The organism is Gottfriedia sp. NPDC057948, from assembly GCF_042887255.1.
Lineage (GTDB): Bacteria > Bacillota > Bacilli > Bacillales > Bacillaceae_G > Gottfriedia.
Window position 1 is genome coordinate 24,430 of record NZ_JBHVPN010000025.1, and the last position, 20,058, is coordinate 44,487.

At 31.3% G+C, this 20,058-nt stretch carries 24 protein-coding genes; 6 read left to right on the plus strand and 18 right to left on the minus strand.

Going from position 1 to position 20,058, the window contains the following annotated elements; all coding sequences use genetic code 11:
- Nucleotides 1-150 precede the first annotated feature (150 nt).
- The 4 genes from ACFVRR_RS22615 to ACFVRR_RS22630 form a co-directional block, all read right to left on the minus strand.
- Nucleotides 151-1,458 carry a D-arabinono-1,4-lactone oxidase gene (locus ACFVRR_RS22615; RefSeq protein ID WP_387332851.1) on the minus strand — a complete coding sequence of 436 codons (1,308 nt, stop codon included), beginning with the start codon at nt 1,456-1,458 and terminating at the stop codon, nt 151-153.
- Complete coding sequence (locus tag ACFVRR_RS22620; protein WP_387332853.1) at nt 1,446-2,621, minus strand: amino acid deaminase/aldolase; 1,176 nt, start codon at nt 2,619-2,621, stop codon at nt 1,446-1,448. The genes ACFVRR_RS22615 and ACFVRR_RS22620 overlap by 13 nt, the downstream gene beginning before the upstream one ends.
- A gap of 96 nt (nt 2,622-2,717) precedes the next feature.
- Nucleotides 2,718-4,991, minus strand: coding sequence for an AAA domain-containing protein (locus ACFVRR_RS22625; protein ID WP_387332854.1), 2,274 nt, complete (start codon nt 4,989-4,991; stop codon nt 2,718-2,720).
- A gap of 365 nt (nt 4,992-5,356) precedes the next feature.
- Nucleotides 5,357-5,749 carry a hypothetical protein gene (locus ACFVRR_RS22630; protein WP_387332856.1) on the minus strand — a complete coding sequence of 131 codons (393 nt, stop codon included), beginning with the start codon at nt 5,747-5,749 and terminating at the stop codon, nt 5,357-5,359.
- A gap of 321 nt (nt 5,750-6,070) precedes the next feature.
- On the opposite strand from ACFVRR_RS22630, the gene ACFVRR_RS22635 reads away from it, so the two are divergent.
- The 3 genes from ACFVRR_RS22635 (at nt 6,071) to ACFVRR_RS22645 (ending at nt 7,305) form a co-directional block, all read left to right on the plus strand.
- Entirely contained in the window at nt 6,071-6,283 is a 213-nt protein-coding gene (locus ACFVRR_RS22635) for a hypothetical protein (RefSeq protein WP_387332858.1), read from the plus strand.
- Nucleotides 6,284-6,442: 159 nt separating this feature from the next.
- Nucleotides 6,443-6,871: a hypothetical protein gene (locus ACFVRR_RS22640; protein ID WP_387332861.1), complete on the plus strand. Its 429-nt coding sequence runs from the start codon at nt 6,443-6,445 to the stop codon at nt 6,869-6,871.
- Nucleotides 6,872-6,918: 47 nt separating this feature from the next.
- On the plus strand, nt 6,919-7,305 hold the full coding sequence (locus ACFVRR_RS22645) for a barstar family protein (protein ID WP_387332864.1): 387 nt from the start codon (nt 6,919-6,921) through the stop codon (nt 7,303-7,305).
- Nucleotides 7,306-7,401: 96 nt separating this feature from the next.
- On the opposite strand, the gene ACFVRR_RS22650 is transcribed toward ACFVRR_RS22645, so the two are convergent.
- The 4 genes from ACFVRR_RS22650 to ACFVRR_RS22665 form a co-directional block, all read right to left on the minus strand.
- Nucleotides 7,402-7,713 (minus strand): DUF4279 domain-containing protein, encoded by a 312-nt coding sequence (locus ACFVRR_RS22650; protein ID WP_387332916.1) that lies wholly within the window; start codon nt 7,711-7,713, stop codon nt 7,402-7,404.
- Between the two features lie 276 nt (nt 7,714-7,989).
- Nucleotides 7,990-8,730 (minus strand): esterase family protein, encoded by a 741-nt coding sequence (locus ACFVRR_RS22655; protein WP_387332866.1) that lies wholly within the window; start codon nt 8,728-8,730, stop codon nt 7,990-7,992.
- Nucleotides 8,731-8,747: 17 nt separating this feature from the next.
- The gene (locus ACFVRR_RS22660) at nt 8,748-9,935 is read right to left on the minus strand and encodes an ATP-grasp domain-containing protein (RefSeq protein ID WP_387332868.1); all 1,188 of its coding nucleotides are present in this window, start codon (nt 9,933-9,935) and stop codon (nt 8,748-8,750) included.
- A gap of 65 nt (nt 9,936-10,000) precedes the next feature.
- Nucleotides 10,001-10,831 carry an alpha/beta hydrolase gene (locus ACFVRR_RS22665; RefSeq protein ID WP_387332870.1) on the minus strand — a complete coding sequence of 277 codons (831 nt, stop codon included), beginning with the start codon at nt 10,829-10,831 and terminating at the stop codon, nt 10,001-10,003.
- A 490-nt stretch (nt 10,832-11,321) separates the two neighbouring features.
- Between ACFVRR_RS22665 and ACFVRR_RS22670 the strand changes: the two genes are divergently transcribed.
- Nucleotides 11,322-11,834 carry a GNAT family N-acetyltransferase gene (locus tag ACFVRR_RS22670; RefSeq protein ID WP_387332872.1) on the plus strand — a complete coding sequence of 171 codons (513 nt, stop codon included), beginning with the start codon at nt 11,322-11,324 and terminating at the stop codon, nt 11,832-11,834.
- A 76-nt stretch (nt 11,835-11,910) separates the two neighbouring features.
- On the opposite strand, the gene ACFVRR_RS22675 is transcribed toward ACFVRR_RS22670, so the two are convergent.
- From ACFVRR_RS22675 to ACFVRR_RS22685, 3 genes are all read right to left on the minus strand, one after another.
- Nucleotides 11,911-12,378: a hypothetical protein gene (locus ACFVRR_RS22675; RefSeq protein ID WP_387332874.1), complete on the minus strand. Its 468-nt coding sequence runs from the start codon at nt 12,376-12,378 to the stop codon at nt 11,911-11,913.
- Between the two features lie 64 nt (nt 12,379-12,442).
- Nucleotides 12,443-12,958, minus strand: coding sequence for a hypothetical protein (locus ACFVRR_RS22680; protein ID WP_387332876.1), 516 nt, complete (start codon nt 12,956-12,958; stop codon nt 12,443-12,445).
- Entirely contained in the window at nt 12,933-13,499 is a 567-nt protein-coding gene (locus ACFVRR_RS22685) for an RNA polymerase sigma factor (RefSeq protein WP_387332878.1), read from the minus strand. The genes ACFVRR_RS22680 and ACFVRR_RS22685 overlap by 26 nt, the downstream gene beginning before the upstream one ends.
- 219 nt (nt 13,500-13,718) lie before the next feature.
- Between ACFVRR_RS22685 and ACFVRR_RS22690 the strand changes: the two genes are divergently transcribed.
- Nucleotides 13,719-14,693, plus strand: coding sequence for an NAD(P)H-quinone oxidoreductase (locus ACFVRR_RS22690; protein ID WP_387332881.1), 975 nt, complete (start codon nt 13,719-13,721; stop codon nt 14,691-14,693).
- Nucleotides 14,694-14,719: 26 nt separating this feature from the next.
- Nucleotides 14,720-15,424, plus strand: a complete 705-nt coding sequence (locus tag ACFVRR_RS22695) for a DUF554 domain-containing protein (protein WP_097977723.1) — start codon at nt 14,720-14,722, stop codon at nt 15,422-15,424.
- A 40-nt stretch (nt 15,425-15,464) separates the two neighbouring features.
- Here ACFVRR_RS22695 and ACFVRR_RS22700 read toward each other — a convergent pair whose 3' ends face one another.
- The 7 genes from ACFVRR_RS22700 to ACFVRR_RS22730 form a co-directional block, all read right to left on the minus strand.
- Entirely contained in the window at nt 15,465-16,163 is a 699-nt protein-coding gene (locus tag ACFVRR_RS22700) for a YoaK family protein (RefSeq protein ID WP_097977725.1), read from the minus strand.
- A gap of 241 nt (nt 16,164-16,404) precedes the next feature.
- Complete coding sequence (locus ACFVRR_RS22705) at nt 16,405-17,106, minus strand: hypothetical protein (protein WP_387332884.1); 702 nt, start codon at nt 17,104-17,106, stop codon at nt 16,405-16,407.
- Nucleotides 17,107-17,174: 68 nt separating this feature from the next.
- Complete coding sequence (locus ACFVRR_RS22710) at nt 17,175-17,513, minus strand: hypothetical protein (RefSeq protein ID WP_387332886.1); 339 nt, start codon at nt 17,511-17,513, stop codon at nt 17,175-17,177.
- A gap of 272 nt (nt 17,514-17,785) precedes the next feature.
- Nucleotides 17,786-18,103: an SH3 domain-containing protein gene (locus ACFVRR_RS22715; RefSeq protein WP_387332888.1), complete on the minus strand. Its 318-nt coding sequence runs from the start codon at nt 18,101-18,103 to the stop codon at nt 17,786-17,788.
- A 10-nt stretch (nt 18,104-18,113) separates the two neighbouring features.
- A complete protein-coding gene (locus ACFVRR_RS22720) occupies nt 18,114-18,509 on the minus strand; it encodes a YxiF family protein (RefSeq protein WP_387332890.1) in 396 nt (131 codons plus the stop codon).
- Nucleotides 18,510-18,665: 156 nt separating this feature from the next.
- Nucleotides 18,666-18,848, minus strand: coding sequence for a hypothetical protein (locus ACFVRR_RS22725; RefSeq protein ID WP_387332892.1), 183 nt, complete (start codon nt 18,846-18,848; stop codon nt 18,666-18,668).
- Nucleotides 18,849-19,006: 158 nt separating this feature from the next.
- Nucleotides 19,007-19,909 carry a DUF4240 domain-containing protein gene (locus ACFVRR_RS22730; RefSeq protein WP_387332894.1) on the minus strand — a complete coding sequence of 301 codons (903 nt, stop codon included), beginning with the start codon at nt 19,907-19,909 and terminating at the stop codon, nt 19,007-19,009.
- Nucleotides 19,910-20,058 lie beyond the last annotated feature (149 nt).

Genomic DNA, 20,058 nt, shown 5'->3' on the forward strand with positions numbered 1-20,058 from the left:
GCTATATAGAAATTCACCTATTATTCAGGCCAAGTTTTCTAATTAATTTCACTTAATGTTCGTACTTTTAAATATTACCTCAGATATAATTAAGGTACTACAGCTGAAACTATTAAATCATTTAACTGCAAGACTTATAACCAACAACTATTATTCAATCTTAAATAATTTCGCTAAATAGGCATTCACAAAAATATTATTCTTATCTAATTGACTTCGAATAGTAAGAAAGTTAGATAATGATGGATACGAGTGATTTAGTTTTTCTATATTCATTGAATGCATTTTTCCCCAATGCGGTCTGCCATTATAGCTTTGAAGAATTTCTTCTATGCTATTAAAATAGTCTTGATGATCCATTCCTTTATACATATGGATTGCAATATACGCTGAATCACGCATCGAAGCAGGACTTATTAAAAAATTATCTCTTTTTACGAATCGACATTCGATTGGGAAATGGACGTTAAATCGTTTATTTTTTATCTCTTCTTGAATTTCTAACGTCGCATCATTCATATATTCCGCTGGTATACTGTATTCCATTTCGTTAAATTTTACATTTCGAGTTGTTGCAAATAATTCATGGCTCGGTCCAACCATCCTTGTATTTGGAACACTGCTACCACTTATTTTACTAATTTGAGAACTACTTTTTGGAAAGTTTCTACTAAATTCACTTAATAACCAAAAGGCTTTATTTTCAATGGTTGCTACCTTCCATTTCTCAAATTTAAATGAATGTTTCTTCGTTCTAGTTTCATTCATTATCTTTACTTGAACTTGATCAGAATAAGGGAATAAGTAAAACTCAAAATGTTCATTTTCTTTTTTCAAATTTAGTAGATTACTATAAACTTCTTCAATCATTATTTTTTTACTCTCATAACGATACGTTTTAGCACGATTTATTCTAATTTTAAATTTAACTACTATGCCAAGTAGACCTAACGATACGCCAATTGCCCTATAAATATCTGTATTTTTTGTCTTTGAACAATCTAATAGATCACCTGATGGTAATACTACTGTCATCTCTTCTATTTGTGTAGATAAAATTCCGTGGTTAATTCCTGTGCCGTGTGTACCCGTTAAAAATGCTCCTGCAATCGATTGAACATTAATATCACCTAAGTTTTCTTGTGAATAACCTGATTCGTATAATTCATTCCCTAATTGCTCAAGCTTAGTTCCAGCCCAGACTTCGGCAATTTGTTCCTCTTTGTTGATTGAAATAACGCCATTTAAATTATCTAGTGACATTAAATAGTCATTTGTTGAAATTAGTGGAGTAAATGAGTGACTTGAACCTACTACTCTTATTTTCTTATTTCCCGAGTTAGCTTTTTTAACGAGGTTTACAACTTCTTCAATCGATGAAGGATACAGTACTTGAATTGGTTTAAACTTTACACTTCCAGACCAGTTTTTCCATAGCATACTTTTCATAGGAAGCACCCCCTATCTCCTCTGTATGTTGTGAACCGGTCGATGATCTTATTTTTACTTACTACATATAAATGAGAAAAACGCTCAGCAATTTCACCAGACTTACTTGGTCTAAATAAAATTGCTTCTCCTATTTTTAAATCTTCATGTCCTGAATAAAAAACTGGGGTTTGAACTTCACCAGCACCTTCTAGTGGCAATAAAGTACAATGATCTGGGGAATATGGAGTTGGTAATTTTTCTTTTCCTACTGCACCTGATGCGGTAAATCCTCCACTTGTGCATGTAAAAATCTTATCCGCTGGTTTTCGAATGATTGGTAAAGCAAAGCCAATTGCTGGCTGATATTGAAAGCTTCTGTATTCATCAAATAATGTTGGAGCGTAAAATCCTGAGCCTACTGTTACTTCAGTAACCACTTTTTCCTTTGCCGTCGAGTGAAGACTTCCAGTACCTCCACCATTTACAAATTCAAGATGGTAGCCATCTTTTTCAATGTATTTAACAATTTCTCTTCTTTTTTTCGCTATTTCACCTAATGATTTCTTCTTTAAAAACTGGATTATTTTATTTTTCAATACCCTATTTTTTGCATCATCTCCAACCCCTGCAATTTGTGCCTCATATCCCATAATTCCTTCCAAACGCACATTCAAGGATTGCAATATATGTGTTAGTAGTGGTACTAAATCTCTAGGTTCTTTTATTGGTGACCTTCTAACTCCAAAATGAAAACCGAAATATGATGTACTCATGTCAATGTCGATGCAAAGTGGAATAACAATCTCATTTTTTGCTGCAATCTTTTCAATCATAGTAATTTGTTCAGTCTGATCCACCATACAAATGATTTTTTTACCCTTTTTTATTTGACATGCAATTTTATTTAATCCTATTACATCAACTGTTGGATAGCCGATTAATAAATTATCAAATCCATTTTCAGCAAGAAAATCTGCTTCATGGGGGTTATAGCACATTAGCCCCTCATAACAATCATTGCTCTCTAAAATATATTTTAAAACTTGTACACTACGAATTGATTTTGTAGCAATTCGTATTTTCTTACCGTTTGATTTAGCTGCAATATCATCCACATTTTGAACAAAAGCATCCCAATCTAAAAAAGCACAAGGCATAGACAATTTAGAAAATACCGATCGATCGACCATTTATTCACCTATCCCGTAGCATTTTATTTTTAATTTATGCTCAAAATTAATTAATAAGAATAAAAAAAATTACATAGAATACTTTCTATGTAACTTTTAATAGTCTATAAATCCTTTTAATACTTGACACGTTAAAGGACAATTCAATCTCGCTGAGTAATTTGATTGGTTTAAACTAACTTGTGACAAAGGAATTCCATACCATAAAAGTTCATTATCAATCATAATGAATGGTTGAACTTGATCTTTTTTAATAAAGCTTCTATTTTTTTGATTATCAAAATGAGATTCACTTATAAATAGAATTGGTATCTCAACTTCATTGATCAGTTTTCGAATTTCCAAAGACATTTCAGATAAATTAGGCATGGAGACAATTATTTTTTTCTTTGCATTTTTTAGATCATTTACTAATTCATTTTTCATGTCCATAGAATGACCCGAAAACAGTCTTAACCTCTTTGATATACTCTTTGAAAAAACCTTTTCAAACTCTTCTTTACTCACCTTGTATTCATTTTCCAATTGGAAATGAATTAACTTATTAATCGTCTTTTTTGAATTTGTTTTACTTTTTATAAATGGAATATCTGCAATATGAATAAATTTGCCACGAGCTCTAGTCAAAGCAACATTAATTAATCTTTCACTGTTTTGATCTGTAAGCAGTAATCCAGGAGAATATTGTGGTTTCGTATCAACTGAATCAAAAATGATTACGTCACACTCCGCTCCTTGAAATCGGTGAACTGTTGCGATTTGTATTGGTAATTCTCGATATTTTGTTTTCCCGATAATCTCTTTATGGAGTGCGGTAAGTAACTTTGCCTGTGCTCTATATGGCGTAACAATTCCAATTGACTTGACCCCATCTACTATACTTGAAAGAATACATTGAATTGCAATAATCGCAGATCCTAAATTATATCTAGAATTCGTATTTGAATCTTTTAAAGCATAGGTTTTAAGAAATTGAGAATTTATTAAACTATTTGCTTGCATTGGAAATGGTTTATGTTTTGCGATTTCCTGTCTTTTTTTAACAGATGGATGATCAAACACCAATGAATGATAGATTTCATTATTTGTAAACCCAGATATGGCCGGATGCATTCTCCTTTGTTGATTCAATAAAACTAAATTAATTAATGGTTCACCATTCTCTATCTTTTGGACAATACCAGTATGATGAAATAAATCTTCCTGTAACCACTTTTTCACATTTTCATTATGAAAGCATGATGCAATTGGCGGTAATTGTTTAAAATCTCCACAAACAACAATTCGTTTCCCTAATGTTGAAGCAAAGGCGATTTGTGGTGTATACGCCATACTAATTTCATCAACAATAACTAAATCGAACTGGCGTAAATAGATTAAAGGATCAATTGAACATTTGGATAGTGTAGTGCCAATCACTTTTGCTTGATCAATCAATTCTTTTTCCTTTTCACGAATTTCCCCTCGAATTTTATTTAACTTATTTTGAATTTTACTTAAATCATCTAATTCTTTTTTTGAGGCTGCCCCTCTTCTAGCTTTCCTTAGCATCGAGTGCTTTCGTTCATCTAAATTTTCCAACTCATATTGATTTATACTTCCATTTACTTCAACAAGCTTTGATGAAAGGACATCTTCGTGTTGTAATAACACTTCATCTTTTGTATAGCCATAGCGTACAATCTCGCCACTTTTCCATTTATCTTTCATTTCTAATTCATGAATGACATTTTTCATTAACACATCTACTGCAGCATTAGAATGAGCTATTACTAGAACTGACTTATTTTTTTCGTAATGTTTTAAAATAATATTAGTTAAATTATAAGATTTCCCTGTACCCGGTGGACCCCATAAATATGTTGTTGCATTATAGAACGAACGATAAATTAGCTCCTGCTTTGTTGAACTTTCTTTCTTCATTTTACTTAAATGTTTAGCAGTAGAATCAGCATTCATTAGCTTCATAATTCTTTTTTGTTTACTCCGATAATCTTTTAATTCCTCAAGTCTTTCAATTAATTGATCTAGTAACTCCCATGGTTCATTAAAAAGTTCTGCATATGGAATCGTCGAAGTAATTCTTTCATTTATTTTTATTTCAACTTGAGAACCTTTAAATGACAACAATTCACCTTGATATTCTTGATTTTCTATTTTTATTCGAACCGGCGTTCCTTCTGGGACAAAAATTTCTGCATAAATCGTAAACAAGATAACCGTACTTTGTCCAATTTGGTATAGTGGTGTCCCCTTAGAAAGGGTATAACTTCTCCCACCATGAAATTTCAAATAATTTCGTTCCGCTTCAATTGCAGTTTGCCATTCTGTGATTAACTTATTTACATCATTTAGTGTATTTACAATCATTTATTTCACCTTATTAATTTTGAAATTGATATTTATAGATTTTTCTTTAGTTACCTATTCTGCTTTAATGAGTTCCAATATCTATATAACAAACAAACGCTCCTTAACTATAACGATATAAAGTTTAAACATTTATAGTAATTTACTTATCATACACTAGTTCATACAGTTTATTAAATTATTACAACTTATCTAATTTGTTATAATATTGTTGATTTTCACATTTAATTTAAGTGTACTTATTCATAATCTTAACCTATTAAATGTTCTTTTCCTCCAAAAAAAAGACTCCTATCAGATGAAAAAGGAGAATGATTTCATTATGAAATCATTCCCCTCGAAAATTCATATAGTTATATTACTCCTCAATGACTAGCTAAACGTTTTTCAAAATCCGCCTTAAACATCAGAATAGCATCGATATTTAATGCAAAATCGTGGTCACTGATATTAAAATTAGTGATAAATTCGTCAGACCTCTCACGAACCATAATTGTCGGACGAATATTGTCTCCAATTGCGTCTTGAGTTACACCACTTCCATAAAAATACCAATTAGTTTCAGTTGCCTTATTTGCTGCATTTTTAGATAAGTCTTTTTTTATTATGTCGCATAAATGATCCATAAACTCTTCATTAAGATTAAAGATTTTTCCATATTCACCTTCAACAGTTAGATCCGCATCCCCATACCAAATATTCCTACTTGTTCTCTTTCCCTCATTTGAAGTGTAGGTTTCATCGAACAAAATTTTCATTTTCATAACCACCCCTTTAAAATACAATTTCTTCACACTATTATACACCAATTAGAAATTGTAAAATAGCTTGCTGTAAGTCTCACTAAACTTATATGAGTTTGTCAAGTTAATTTCATAGTTGGTTCCACTCATCGTTGTGAGTTAGAGTGGTGTCTATACCCATAACTATAAGAAGAGCCCTATTTGCTTTTCTAATTCTACTAGTGACAGTTTAGTTGAATTAGAATTGTAGTTTTCATGAGTCTTTTGATTGATTACCAAATTTTTACTTCATGATATTTATTAAATTGAAATTACATATAGAAAAAGGAGAAAAAAATGAAAAATCCAGTCAGTGCAATGTACATTATATTTGGTCTATTAATTGTTACTCTAACTTATTTTAATAATTTTGTTGGACCTGTTATTTTAAGAGGCTTTGGTTGGGTACTATTAGTTGTAGGGACTCTTAATATGTTTTCAACGTATTTCAGTTCAATTCAAAATCCTTTAACAGATTTATTTAATACAGAAGAAGAAAAAAATGAATGAAATTAATATTAAGCTTTATTAAAATCTAATTTTTCTATTTCAACACATCTGTTAGTGGACGAAAGACTGTTTCAGCAGTCTTTTTTTTGTGCATAAAATTAAAATATTTTAATAATCTTACCAAATATTACCATTAAAAATGTATAATGAAGTTAGGAGGTGATCGTTCTGAAGTTTAGCAGAATTTTCTTTTGCCTAATTACGATTATTTTGTTCACCGTAATAGGATGCTCGAAAGAAGTAGAAACTGAAAAACAAAAGATATTGATTCAAAAACATATTAATCATAAATACGAGAATTATAGTGAAGTTACAAAAGATAAAGACGTATTAAAAGCACAAGAAATTTTTAGAAATTCTGATTGGAAAGTTATAGACGTGAAGATGTCCCGCCAACATGAATATAAATTGGTTTTCCAGTTTAAAAATCCTGATATTCAAGTAAAACAAATACTTTACAGAGTATGGGTTAATTCTAGTGACAACAAGTTGGAAATAACTAAAAGTGGCAGATATGTACAATTATCAAAAGAAGATTCAGCGACTTTATATGTAATTATTACTGGAGAAAAATTAGCAAATAATTAAATGACTCTAGTAGTCTTAGTAATTTTTAATGTTTAAGGGGTAATAGGATGATTATTCATGTTCAAAGTTCTATAATATTGCTTTTTTTGTTCTTCTTGCCTTATTTTGTTCTTATACTTTACATAATTGAAAATGAAATAGAGAAAAAATCAAAAGTACCCAAATTAATTATTGATGTTACGAAAGTAAGAACTAACAATGAATTGCATACGCTATTGAAAGAAAAACTGAAATTTCCATCTTATTATAGTGAAAATTGGGACGCTTTTTGGGAGACTATTACTGGAACAGTAGAGTTACCCAATAAAATAGAGTTTATTGGGTGGTCAGAAATGGCGAGAAGATTACCTGAAGATTCGGAAATAATGAAAGAGTGTCTTCTAGACCATAATGAGGAATTCCCCGATTGGAAATGTGAGTTCTTATTCAACTAACACCTGGTTAGTTGAATAAGTATATCTCGTAAATTATTAATCTAACTAAAAGTCTTAATAGGGATCGTTTTTGTACAAAAGTAGTGTATGTACTTCTTAGTCTTCCGAATCAACCTCATATGGATTTGCATATAAGTCTATTTCTATTGATGCACCAGTCTTTGAACAAAAATTAATGACTTCTTGATCATACCCCAATGCTGGGCAACATCCATTTTCTATAATTGGAACTTGCATAAGAATAAACTGACAATCAAATTTCTTTTTAATCGTAATTAATTCATTAATTTTGTTTAATAGAGGTGCAATTATTTCCTTAACCTGTTTACTAGCATATAGTGTCTCAACATAATTTGTCCTCAATTGCCAACTTGTATATGTTCTAACCCTCCTGTTTGTTGAGATTATTTTAGGATTTTTGGTATTTTAATCTCTGCACCTTTTAAAAAAGAATTAGTTGGATTAATCCCTAATAATTTAGTGACATATTCTATCTGAAAGTCATCGCCTCTTATCTCAAAATACGTCATTACATTTGTTTGATCCTTATTTCCCTCCTCAATGAAATTCAACTCTACCATGCTTAAGTGTAAGTACTTTACTTAACAACCTTACTATTAAAATAAAAAAGAGCTACCTAAATAGAGTAGCCCTAAAAAACAGTACTGATGTTTTTATTATTTTTTATTTAAATAATTCCCCCAAATAATAAGGCATTTGTTTTCGCCACCAAACCCAGTCATGCGAAACATCTTCTCCCCACTCATCAAACCATGCTTTAATTTGTTTTTCTTCAAATGCTTCTTTTAATGTAAAGTATGAAGGCAGTCCGTCTTGTTCCCAATCACCTAGCCCGGTACAAATTATGATATCTGCTGAACGGTATCGATCTATAAACCAGCCGTCATTTTGATTCCATATGAAATCGCTTGGTGAATTTTCGTATACAAGTGGATCATTTCCGTAGTCTCCAAAAAAGAAACGGACATCGTAAACACCGCTAAGAGCAACGGTTGTTTGGAAGACATCCGGATGTCTTAGGAAAAAGTTCAATGCATGATACGCACCCATACTACAACCTGTTGTCATCATTGGATCAAACCAATCTGTTTTATGTTTAATAAATGGAATAGCTTCTGAAATTACATAACGATCATATGCTTCATGAGCTAATGCACGGTCATGTACCGATTTTGAGTCGTGTAGCCAACTTTCGCTATCTATGGTAGACAGTGTAAAAAACTGAACTTTTCCAGATTCTATAAAGTCATGACACACATCAATCATTCCAAAATTATTGTATTCAAAATGCGTCCCCCCAGATGAAGGAAAAACTAGGATTGGCATGCCACTGTGTCCATATCTGTTCAACTGCATTTCGCGTCCTAATTCCCCGCTCCAATGACTTAAATGTTCTATATTCATAGAAAAATCTCCTATCCCTATACGTTTACAACGCTGCAATTTTTTCGTTCATGTACAAAACGAACGATATCTTCGACTTCTTCCTGTGAATCGGCATTAATCGCATAAAATTGATTCCCTTGTAGTTCCGCAAACGCTTCTGGAATACGCTTATCAAACTTCACACGGTCGCCAAATCGTTCATAAATAGCATTCGTATCGTGGTTATACTCATACGCATCACGCTGTGTTATACCGACACAATACTGGTTTTTTGCATCGGGTTCCTTAATTTCTCCACCTGTTACAATAGAAGTATACTGATCAAATAAATCAATGGAGTATGCGAAATTGTACATATCGATCGTGTAGCCGCCAGCTAAGCGGTTATTATATTCAAGTGCAACATAATCCCCATCTTCTAATTTAAAAAACTCAATATGGAAAAAGCGTTCCTTCATCCCAAAAGCTTTTACAATTGATTTTCCATAGTATTCAAGCTTTGGATCAATTTCTTTTTGAATAATATAAGCTAAATCCAACTGACCTTTAACTAGTTCCAGAGTTGGCACATTATATGTAAAGCTTGTTTGGAAAACAATATTCCCTTTTTGATCAACTAAACCATCAAATGTACAAAGCACGCCTCCTTCGACATATGGTTCAATGAAGTACACTTGTGCTTCATCCCACTCTTCTTCAAAATGGCGTACAGCCTCTTCTGAACATAATTTAAAGGTTGCAGCTGAACCAACACCATTATCTGGTTTAGCAATAACTGGCAGTCCTAATTCATCAATGGCTTTAGTTAAATCTTTTTTAGTTTTAACGACTTTTCCATCTACAACAGGCACACCTGCTTTTTTAAACAGCTTTTTCATTTCTGATTTATATTTAACTTTTTTCAAGTCACTCGGTTTATTTCCATATACATTAAATTGTTCACGCAACTGCGCATCAAGTTCTAACCAGTGCTCGTTATTAGATTCGATACGCTCAATCGGACCATGTTTATAAAATAAAAATGCGACAGCACGTTTTACTTCATCCTGATCTTCTAAATTATTCACACGATAATATTCTGTTAAAGAGTTTTGTAATTTTGAACCTAATTGGTCATATGGCTCTTCGCCAATACCTAATACATTAACACCTGCAGCTTTCAAACGATGAGCAAATGCCTGAAAATTCTCTGGATAATATGGAGAGATCAAAATATAATTCATAAAATTGCTCCTTTATAAAAAGTAATAGTTATCTAATCTAAGTCAAATATCATTATTCAGTTCATTTAAGACCATTTCTCACTTAAGAAACGTAAACATTCTGGTAAGTGTTTTGCCCAAGCCTTTTCATCATGTACCTCATCTGCATAAATATTTAAACTAATGCTTTCAATTGAAACAGAGCCTTTTATCAGTTGTTTATAATACTTAAGCGAGCAATCGATATATGCCTGCTTCATATTTCCATACATGAATTGACGATCGGTATCATCGCCTTCCTGAGTACCAACTTGAATATACACTCGTTGTTCAGGATCCAACTCTTGACTAGCAATATACTGATCAAATGCTTTACTTGTAATCCAATTGGCTAAAGAAAAAATACCTAATCCACCTATTTGATCTTTATATTCAACACCCATAAATGCCGAAATATTCCCTCCAAGTGAACTACCAATCACCGCTGTATGATATTTATCTGATTTAGTTCGATATTGATTATCGATAAAAGGCTTTACGACTGTCATGACAAAATTAGCAAACTCCACGCCTTTCCCGCCTAGCTCAAAATCTTCAGGAAGTGGGCTTTCAGTAATTTTCCAAGGCGTATATTCATTAATTCGATCTTGTCCACCGTTATCGATTCCAACAACAATCATCCTCGGTAAATCTTGGTTTTGTTTAATTGCCGGAATCACTTTCCATGAATACCCGCTATAAGATTCACTACTATAGAAAATATTTTGACCATCATGCATATAGACAACTGGATAATTTTTATCCTGGTCTTCTTCATAATTTTTCGGCAATAAAACACGCACTCGACGTTTTTCATTTTTATAAGACATATGTAATTGATGTGTTTCTAATTTTAAATAAAAATAGGATTGATTCATTTTAACTTCCTCGCTCCTTTAAACTTACCTTTAGAAAAATTCAACTGTTTAAGTTCTTCTAATGAATAAGTGTTTGATAAATAATAATCACACTAGGAAGAGAACTCTTCAATAACATTAAATACTACCTGTTCTAATTTCTTTATTAACTCTTAATCAATTAAACTTTCATTGTATCCAGTTGCCTAAATAAATTTTCCAACTTTACCACATCGGTCCGAAAAATCATTTGTAACTAATTCAACGAAAATAGATTAGATTCCTTCTTGAACAATCATGTTAAATAATGAATTTCCTCTATTTCACACTATGGAAAGATAGGTTATTAAGGAAACGAGAGTTATATTTCAAGCTATGAACAAGTATAGATTGGTATATTAAAATATGAAAAAACAATCTAAGCAAACAAATATAAATTTCAATTTTACGATTTGTATAAAAAGTTCTAAAATAAGAAGAGATAACAAATTAAATTTGGGGGAAAGAAAAAATGATTAGGGAAGCTACTCAAAAGGATTTAATGGACATTTTAGAGATTTATAACGATGCCATTCTTAATACAACTGCAGTTTACACATATAAACCACAAACGCTTGAAAGCAGACAAATTTGGTTTGAACAAAAGATGAATGAAGGGTTTCCAATACTAGTCTTCGAACTTGATCAAAAAGTCGTTGGATTTGCTACATTCGGTCCTTTTAGAGCTTGGCCGGCCTATAAATATTCGATTGAGCATTCAGTTTATGTAAATAGTGAATACAGGAAAAAGGGTATTGCCACTTCATTAATGAAAGAACTAATCTCTATTGCCAAAGAAAGAGAGTATATGACTTTAATTGCTGGAATTGATGCAGATAATGAAAAGAGTATTGCCATGCACAAAAACTTCGGATTTGTTTATTCAGGCACAATTAAAAAGGCAGGTTATAAATTTAACAGATGGCTTGACTTGTCCTTTTATCAATTAGATCTTGATGCACCAAATAATCCTACAGAAGAATAAAATAGTAATCTATTAAGGGTATGTTTTGAAAAATTTTTTTCAAAATATACCCTTTTCTATTCTATCGAAAAACGTTCTATTTTACTTCTAAAGCAAAAGCATAAGAGGCATCCCCATTTGATAAGTGCTCATCTTTTTTATCCATCCAATGTACTCCATATGAGTAGTAATATACTCCTTTATTAATAGGTGCTGAAAATTGATTCTTTACTAATAATATTTCACTTTCCTTACCATTATTTATTTGAGTTAAGTGGATTTCATTTGGTTTAGGTTTATAATTCATTATAATTTTAACGTTTTCGCCTGGTTTTACTTCAATGGGCTTTTTATCCTTTAGCAGCTCGACCGGTCCAGCCGTATCAACGCATTCTCCCTGTCCTTTCAATTGCCAACAATAAGTACCTAACTTCGTAGCATATGTTTGATTCTCCACTTGAACCATTGTTTTTGGTGGCTCATTACCTTTCAATCCATTATTTGCTGAACATCCAGTGAGAATAAGAAAGAAAAAAAGTACAGCAGCACTTAACCATTTTGACATTTTAGACACTCCCTATATTCAAATTGGACTTTAAATTTTTCTATATTTATGAATTCAATTTCAATCATTTTTCAGTTTTTAAAAACTTTAAGATTGTTCCGTCCTCTTGTTTTACAATCATGACTTTTGGGTCTTCATTTGTTAAATAAATTTCATCTCCAACCTTTAACATATTAGAGGAAAAATTCGCTTTCGGAATCGTATTATTTTTAATCACTTCTTTGACTTCACCAATTTGGTCTTTCAGTATAAATTCATTATTATGTAAAATACCTTCAAACTGATATTGAGCCCCGTTTACAATTAATAGTCCAATACTGGAATCCGCAGAAGTACTTTTATATTCTTTTGTTATACCCATGTCTTCCTTTAGCGCGTTTTTAATAGGAGAATGAATAAAAATGGTAATAGCCAGAAACAAAAGAATCCCAACTGAAACAAACGGTTTTCGAATTCGATTATACCCTCGATTGGAATTCGCTTTATTCCATATTTGATCATATGTGACGGAAGGATTATGTTGATCTAATTTCTTCTGAAGTGTCTGTTTAATGTCAGAAATAGGTTTGTTTTCCACCATTAAGTTCTCCCCCTTTCAGTTTTTGTTCTACTTTAAACAGTTCGTTTTTCGATAAACGATTTCTTAATTTTGTCAGCGCGTAATTAAGCCTTGATTTACATGTGCCGATCGGAATATTTAAAGAGTCCGCCACTTCATCTAATTTAAGTTCTAAATAATAATGAAGAACAATCACTTCCTTACTCTTCTGCGGTAATAAATTTATCTCTTTCCATAAATGATCTTCCATTTCATTTTGTAAAATCGATAGTTCAACTTCATTTTCAGTTAGAACATCATACTGAATGCCGAAAAGTTTCTTAATTTTTTGTTTACGTATCATATTGCGGGTGATATTTACTGTCATTCGATAAATCCAAGGCTCAATTTGTTTTGTTTGATCAAACAGATGGAATTTTTTTATGATACGAATGAACGTCTCTTGGGTAATATCATCTGCCATTACTTTTGATTTGGTTAAAAAGAAAGCAGTACGATACACCAATGAAGAGTGATTTTTAAACAATTCTTCTAAACAATCTTTGTCAATTCTTTCAGGCACTAGTTCTCCTCCTTTCACCACTTACTCTATATACACTTAAAAACAGATTTTAGTTCGGAGTTTTTTAAAATTATTTTCTCTAAAATTACTTTAAAAAGAATGGGTAAGGAATTGTGTTAAGAAAATCTACAAATTTCATCAATCCGAGTTTTTAAAATATTCTTTCGATTAGTTATATAGTATGATAAGAATTAACTTAATTAAAGGTAGGTTTTTAGAATGAAGGCAGTTCAAATTGATGAATCAAAGCATTTATTTATTGACGATTATCAGATGCCTGTTTTAGGTGAGAATGAACTACTTGTTAAAGTTCATGCTACGGCTATTAATCGAGCTGACTTACTTCAAAAACATGGTAAGTACCCCGTACCTAATGGCGCATCACCAATTTTAGGTTTAGAGATGTCCGGGATTGTTGAACAGGTTGGGGCTAATGTTACGAATTGGAAAGTTGGAGATCGTGTTTGTAGCTTATTGCCAGGCGGAGGTTATGCGCAGTATGTTTCCATTCCTTCAGATTTGGCGATTTCTATTCCAGATCATTTTTCGCTCGAAGAGGCTGCGGCTATACCCGAAGTGTTTTTGACAGCTTACTTAAATTTATTTGAATTAGGTAGATTAAAAGAAAACGAAACAGTATTAATTCATGCTGGAGCAAGTGGTGTTGGGACCGCTGCAATTCAGCTTGCAAGGGAATTCGGTGCTAGTTCAATCGTTACTGCTGGGAGTGAAACAAAACTTGCAGCATGTACTGATTTAGGTGCAAATTATGTGATTAACTATAAAAATGAAGATTTTAAAACTGTCGTCGAAAAAGTTACTGATCATGTAGGTGTAGACGTCATTTTAGATTTTATTGGAGCATCCTATTTTCATCAAAACTTACAATCATTAAATACTAATGGTAGGCTTATTTTGATTGGAACAATGGGTGGAGTTAAAGTGAGCGATGTGAACTTATTACCACTTTTGACAAAGAGAATTTCCATTATAGGAAGTACTTTACGTTCACAAACACTTGAGCAAAAAATCTATTTAACAAATCAATTCAAAAAAGATGTCTTACCACTTTTTACGAATAAGAAAATAAAACCGATTATCGATTCAGTATATAATTGGCATGAAGTGAATGAAGCGCATACTCGAATGGAGAACAATTTAAATACCGGAAAAATAGTCTTAAAAATAGATTAATTATATGTAAGTTAAAGGGGATCATCATGGTACTACTCGGTTCAATTGTAAATGCAGCAGCTATTATTTTTGGCTCTTTACTAGGTTTGTTTATTAAAAGAATTCCAGATCGAATGAAAAACCTAGTAACTCAGTCAATTTCTCTCGTAATTATAGTTATAGGATTTACTTTAGCTATGAAAACAAATCAAGTTCTGATCGTCGTTTTCAGTTTATCGCTAGGTGCGGTTGTAGGCGAATGGTTAGATATCGAAAGTAAATTAGATAAATTAGGACTATTTATCGAAAGTAAATTTCAATCTAAAAGCGAAGGCTCTATTTCTAAAGGATTTGTTACATCGACTTTATTATTTTGTGTTGGCGCGATGGCTATACTCGGAGCACTAGATAGCGGACTCCGTCATAATCATGAAATATTATATACAAAATCAATGATGGACGGATTTTTATCAATCATTTTAACTTCGACTCTCGGCATTGGTGTGTTATTCTCCGCTGTCCCAGTTTTAATCTATCAAGGATTCATCGCGATTTTTGCCTCATTTGTACCGAATCTAGTAACACAGCATTTATTAGATTCAATAATTGCTGAGATCTCAGGTACAGGAGGAATTTTATTAATTGCTCTTGGTTTGAATTCATTAGGTTTAGTAAAAATAAAAATTGGAAATATGTTACCTTCTATTTTATTTGCACTTATTATTGTTTGTTTCATTCAGTTTTTCAAATAAGATTACTAAAATGAGCCCCGAAAAGGGCTCATTTTTTAAATTAGTGGAGTTTCCTTCTAAAATAACCTTTGTCTTTATGATATAAGATTAACGCTACTATTAATACTCCTGCAGCAATCCAAACAGCCTGATTCCCAATATACTTTGTGGATAGACTCCCAAACAATGCGCCAAATGAAAAGGAAAGGATAATAACGAGAAACTCTTTAAATTTTGTTTTTGCTTCTTTGTCATGATTTACAAAAGCTGTATATGCTGCCTGTGAAGCAATTCTAATATTACCAGTTGTCATCGTAGAATTGTATGTCCATTTATCTAAATGAGTGAAGGTTGAAATTTGTAATGATGAGACAAAGGAGATGCAAACTGTTACAACTATATTAGGTACACTACTAGGTAATAATCCTACAATCAATAAAACACTACATTCTAACAAGAGAATTGAACGTCTATAGCTGTATAATAGTTCTCTTAAACGTGGATGTTTAACGGATTCAGCAACTAAAACCCCTAAAATAAAGGCTATAATAGGTAGAATATAATCCACAGAGTTTTTCCAATTTCCAAATGATAGATTTATTGCCAAAAGTACAAGATTTCCCGTTTGTGCATTGGCAAATACACCGTCCCTGCTTATAAAAGTATACCCATCTAAAAAACCACCTACTAAAGCTAACAATAATCCTAGATAGACTGAATTCGATGATAATGATGGAATGATTTTTTGTTTAGATTTCAATCTAGTTCTCCTACTTCTATTACTAAACTTAGCACAATCATAACACACTTATTATGTAAATAAATGTGAACAATAATCCAACAATTACATAAAAAATAAACGATTTTTCACTTGGGTTAATTGCTATTTTTTAATGGCTCTGTTAAATTAAAATGTTAATTTTGGAAATAAAAAGAGGCTGTAAATTAGACAGCCTTTAGGACTTTTATTGAACAAATGCATTAGTTAGTTGAATAAGATATTATATTAAACCTTCTTTTGTAAGAATCGAGTTTGTTGTCATATCCACCGCAAACCATGTTGAACTATCAAACTCGTCAGAAACTTTATTCCATGCAACCACAAAGTGTATTTGAGATACTTCATTTTCATCAAGTGATGTAAGTGGCACTGAAAGTCCAGTATAATCATCAATGTATTGGATAATATTGTCTGAAAACTCTCTATTCAATGGACTAAATCTATTTCCCATTAACGACTTTTCAATTGAGCGATTAATTAGTGTTAATCCATCTTCGGTACCTAATGTCATTCGATTGTCTACATAATCAAATGTTATGGCATCAACCCCTTCGCCACTATTAGGTCCACTAACTAAATCAATTAAATTCTTTGGTATTAATTTAGTTTCAAAAATACATTTTAGATTGCTAACTAAAGGTTTTATTCTCCAAACTCCAGCAAATACCTTTTCAACATTCATGTGCTTAGGAATTGTGTAAGTAGGTTCACAAATAACTAATTCAGCAATAAATTTATTATCGTTATAACTAAATAAAGTACCACCGTTAGATAACTTTAAACAATCTGCATTTGAATTAGTATTAGAAAAATTGTAGTCATCGATTTTTAATTCAAACACAATTTTTCCGCAAGGTGTATCTATAACTGAGTTACAGTTTTGTGTTTGAAAATATTTATGATTACTCTTAAACAGTTTCATAGTTTGACTACCTTCCTGTCAGTTTTTCCTTAAAGAAGTAACGCATTATTTTGTTGAATAAGTACTAACTAATCAATAATAAAAAAATCATCAAAACATTCGCCATTTAGGTTGAAAAGCATTTTATAGACTCCAATTTTATTATCTTTATAAACGATTGGAACATAAGAAGTAACGTAATCAAAACCGTATTGCATATATGCATTTTTATTCCAAGCATCTATAAAAAGACCTAGTCCATCCATATTAATAATCAAATGCTCTTTATCAAAATCCTCGCCAAAAACTTCAAGAAATTCATCATTTTGTTCCTGTTGATAATTTTCAAACACTTCCCAAAAACTTTCAATTGTATAACTCTCAATAGAATGTTTTTCTGCCCATTTTCTTAGTGCATTTGTATCCACTTATAATTCCACCTTTCAAGAAAAACGGAGTTTACATCTTGAAAAATTATATCATAGTTATCCTTTTCCTTATTTCACTAATCTGCCATTTTGTTGAAAAAAAAAGCCGCATTTAAGAAGTTAGTGTTCTTCATCTATTGCATGCGTTAGCCAACTTTGAATCTAAAATTCACCACAATGAATGAAAGTTTATGTCTCACTTCCATAGTAGTTACAAAAGGATATAAAAAACCTATCCAAATGGATAGGTTCCAAATTAAATTATTACTAATTTATTTCAAGTACTTACTTTCTACATAACCTAAATTCCCATCAACATTCACATAATTCCATCCAGTAAATTTCTGAAGTACAATGACCTGCTTGTTTTTACTAAAAACTTTTATTGAACGAGACGATGTACTTTTCGTTAATTTTAATGGAATTTCAGCAGTAGTAGTTTTTTTCTGATTAATACCGCTTGTAATCTTTACATCTGACTTCTTCACATAATATACATTTGCTCCGTTGGCAATCTTTACATAAGTTTTATCTTCACGAATTACTATAAAACGCATATTTTTAGGTGCTTTTTTTACATACTTCTTCAAATATTTGTCACTATAAAGGACTGCTCCACTTGTTTTGGTTATATCTAAAAACTTTGGTGATAAAAATATCTTTTAACCTTAAAATAATCGCGCCAGTTTCACGATAATTCAAATGAAACAATATAACTTCCTTTTCTAAAAGATGCTTAGGAATTTTCTTATATAACAAATCAAGTTCTTTAACTGCTTCAGGGTTACTATGATCAAACTTAAATTCTTCTTTATTTTCACCTAACTTATCTATTTCTTTGTATAAATTAATAAGTAAATCTCTGGAATACTGAGGTTCTAAGAAAGAATTAAGAGTTAAGTCTATGCCTTTAGTCTTCATTTTTTTTATTATGTTATTTCGATTATTTTTCAATTGAAGTAATTTAATCTTTTCCTTTCGATTGTTGATATCCACTTAAATATTCTCCTCTAATGAACATATTAATAAGCTCTATTTTAACAAATAAAAGGATTCCTTGTTCAACTAAACTGCCATTTACTTCAATAAAAAAGCGAGCTGTGAGCAACTCGTGATCTTCACGAAAAGCACTGCGTTAATTGCATAAACTATTTAGTTATGTAAGTTATTATCACTATTCTTTTTCCCGAGAGAATAAACAGAAGCAAAAAGAAATATCATAGCTAATCCAACTCCTATAATCATTGAATAATCAAAATAATCTTTAAGTGCCATACCTCCAGAAATAGATGAAACAAACAATAACAAAAAGAAAACTGTATAATTCTTTTTCATAATTCTCGACCACCTCTTTGGTATATTTTACCATAAATATGCAATTTTTTATCGAACTATCCTGCCAGTTTGTTCAATAAAAAACGAGCCACTTTTGTGACTCGTGATCTTCAACTATCGCATGAGTTAGTTGCATAAGGAAAAGCATTTTAATATTATTATTTCCAGCCTTCAACGTTCGAGAATGTTTCATAATCACAACCTGAAATGTATTCAAACTCTTTACCCATTCGTTTTGAATATGCTTCTGAGGCTAATGAAAGTAATGGCTCAAAAGTATTATTCTTTGTCATTTTTTTAGGGTTATTTAAAACCAACTCATAAAATTCTTGACCTTTAGCAACAACTAAGCATCTAATATATAAGAATAAATCTGGAGAGAAATAAGATTCATCTTCACTAAATGAATTTTCACCGATGTTTTTGGCGTGTTCTTTTGTATCTAATAAATAAAGCTTACACGCAAGATTTTCTTCAAATTGTTTAATATCCTTCACGCTTGTTTTTGAAAGTTTTTCAATAGCTGGACTTAGAATTTCTTCATCGTGTTTAGCATTTTCAAATTCAAAAAGTGAAATGATTGACCAAAATGTATCATCATTCATCATTTTTTTAGGTTTTTGAGGTTTATTTAGAAACTCTTCTCTTTCTTTAATTTGCTCTTCAAGAATTTCCCTCTCATAATTTTCACGATCATGAAACCATCGCCATTCATAATAGACGGGGTTAGCTATACTTGGATGCCATTTTCCACCGTATGATGAACTCACTAATCCTTTTTCATATTCCGAAACAGGAGAATTCCCTATATATTTCATATCTTTGTGCATCTTTCCATCATTCCAAAGTAAAGCTTCTTCATTTTCATATAGAAATCTATTTGATCTCAGAATCTCATTTATTTCTTTGTTTTCTAAGGTTGGTAATTTAATGTCAATGTACTTTGAAATATAAATTAAATATGATTTTTCTATTCTATTTATAACTTTAATCGTTCCATATCTTCTATCTGGTAATTCACATGCATAGATATCTCCAAGTTCAATACCTTTTTTACTCATATTTTTTAGAACCTCCGTCATTACTAAGCACCTTTATATATTGCATTCGATAATACCTTGTACTTATTATTACTTATTTTGTGATCTTAAATCTGAATTATATTCCTTATTCAAATGTACTTCCAGTAGCATAATAAAAAGGACTACTT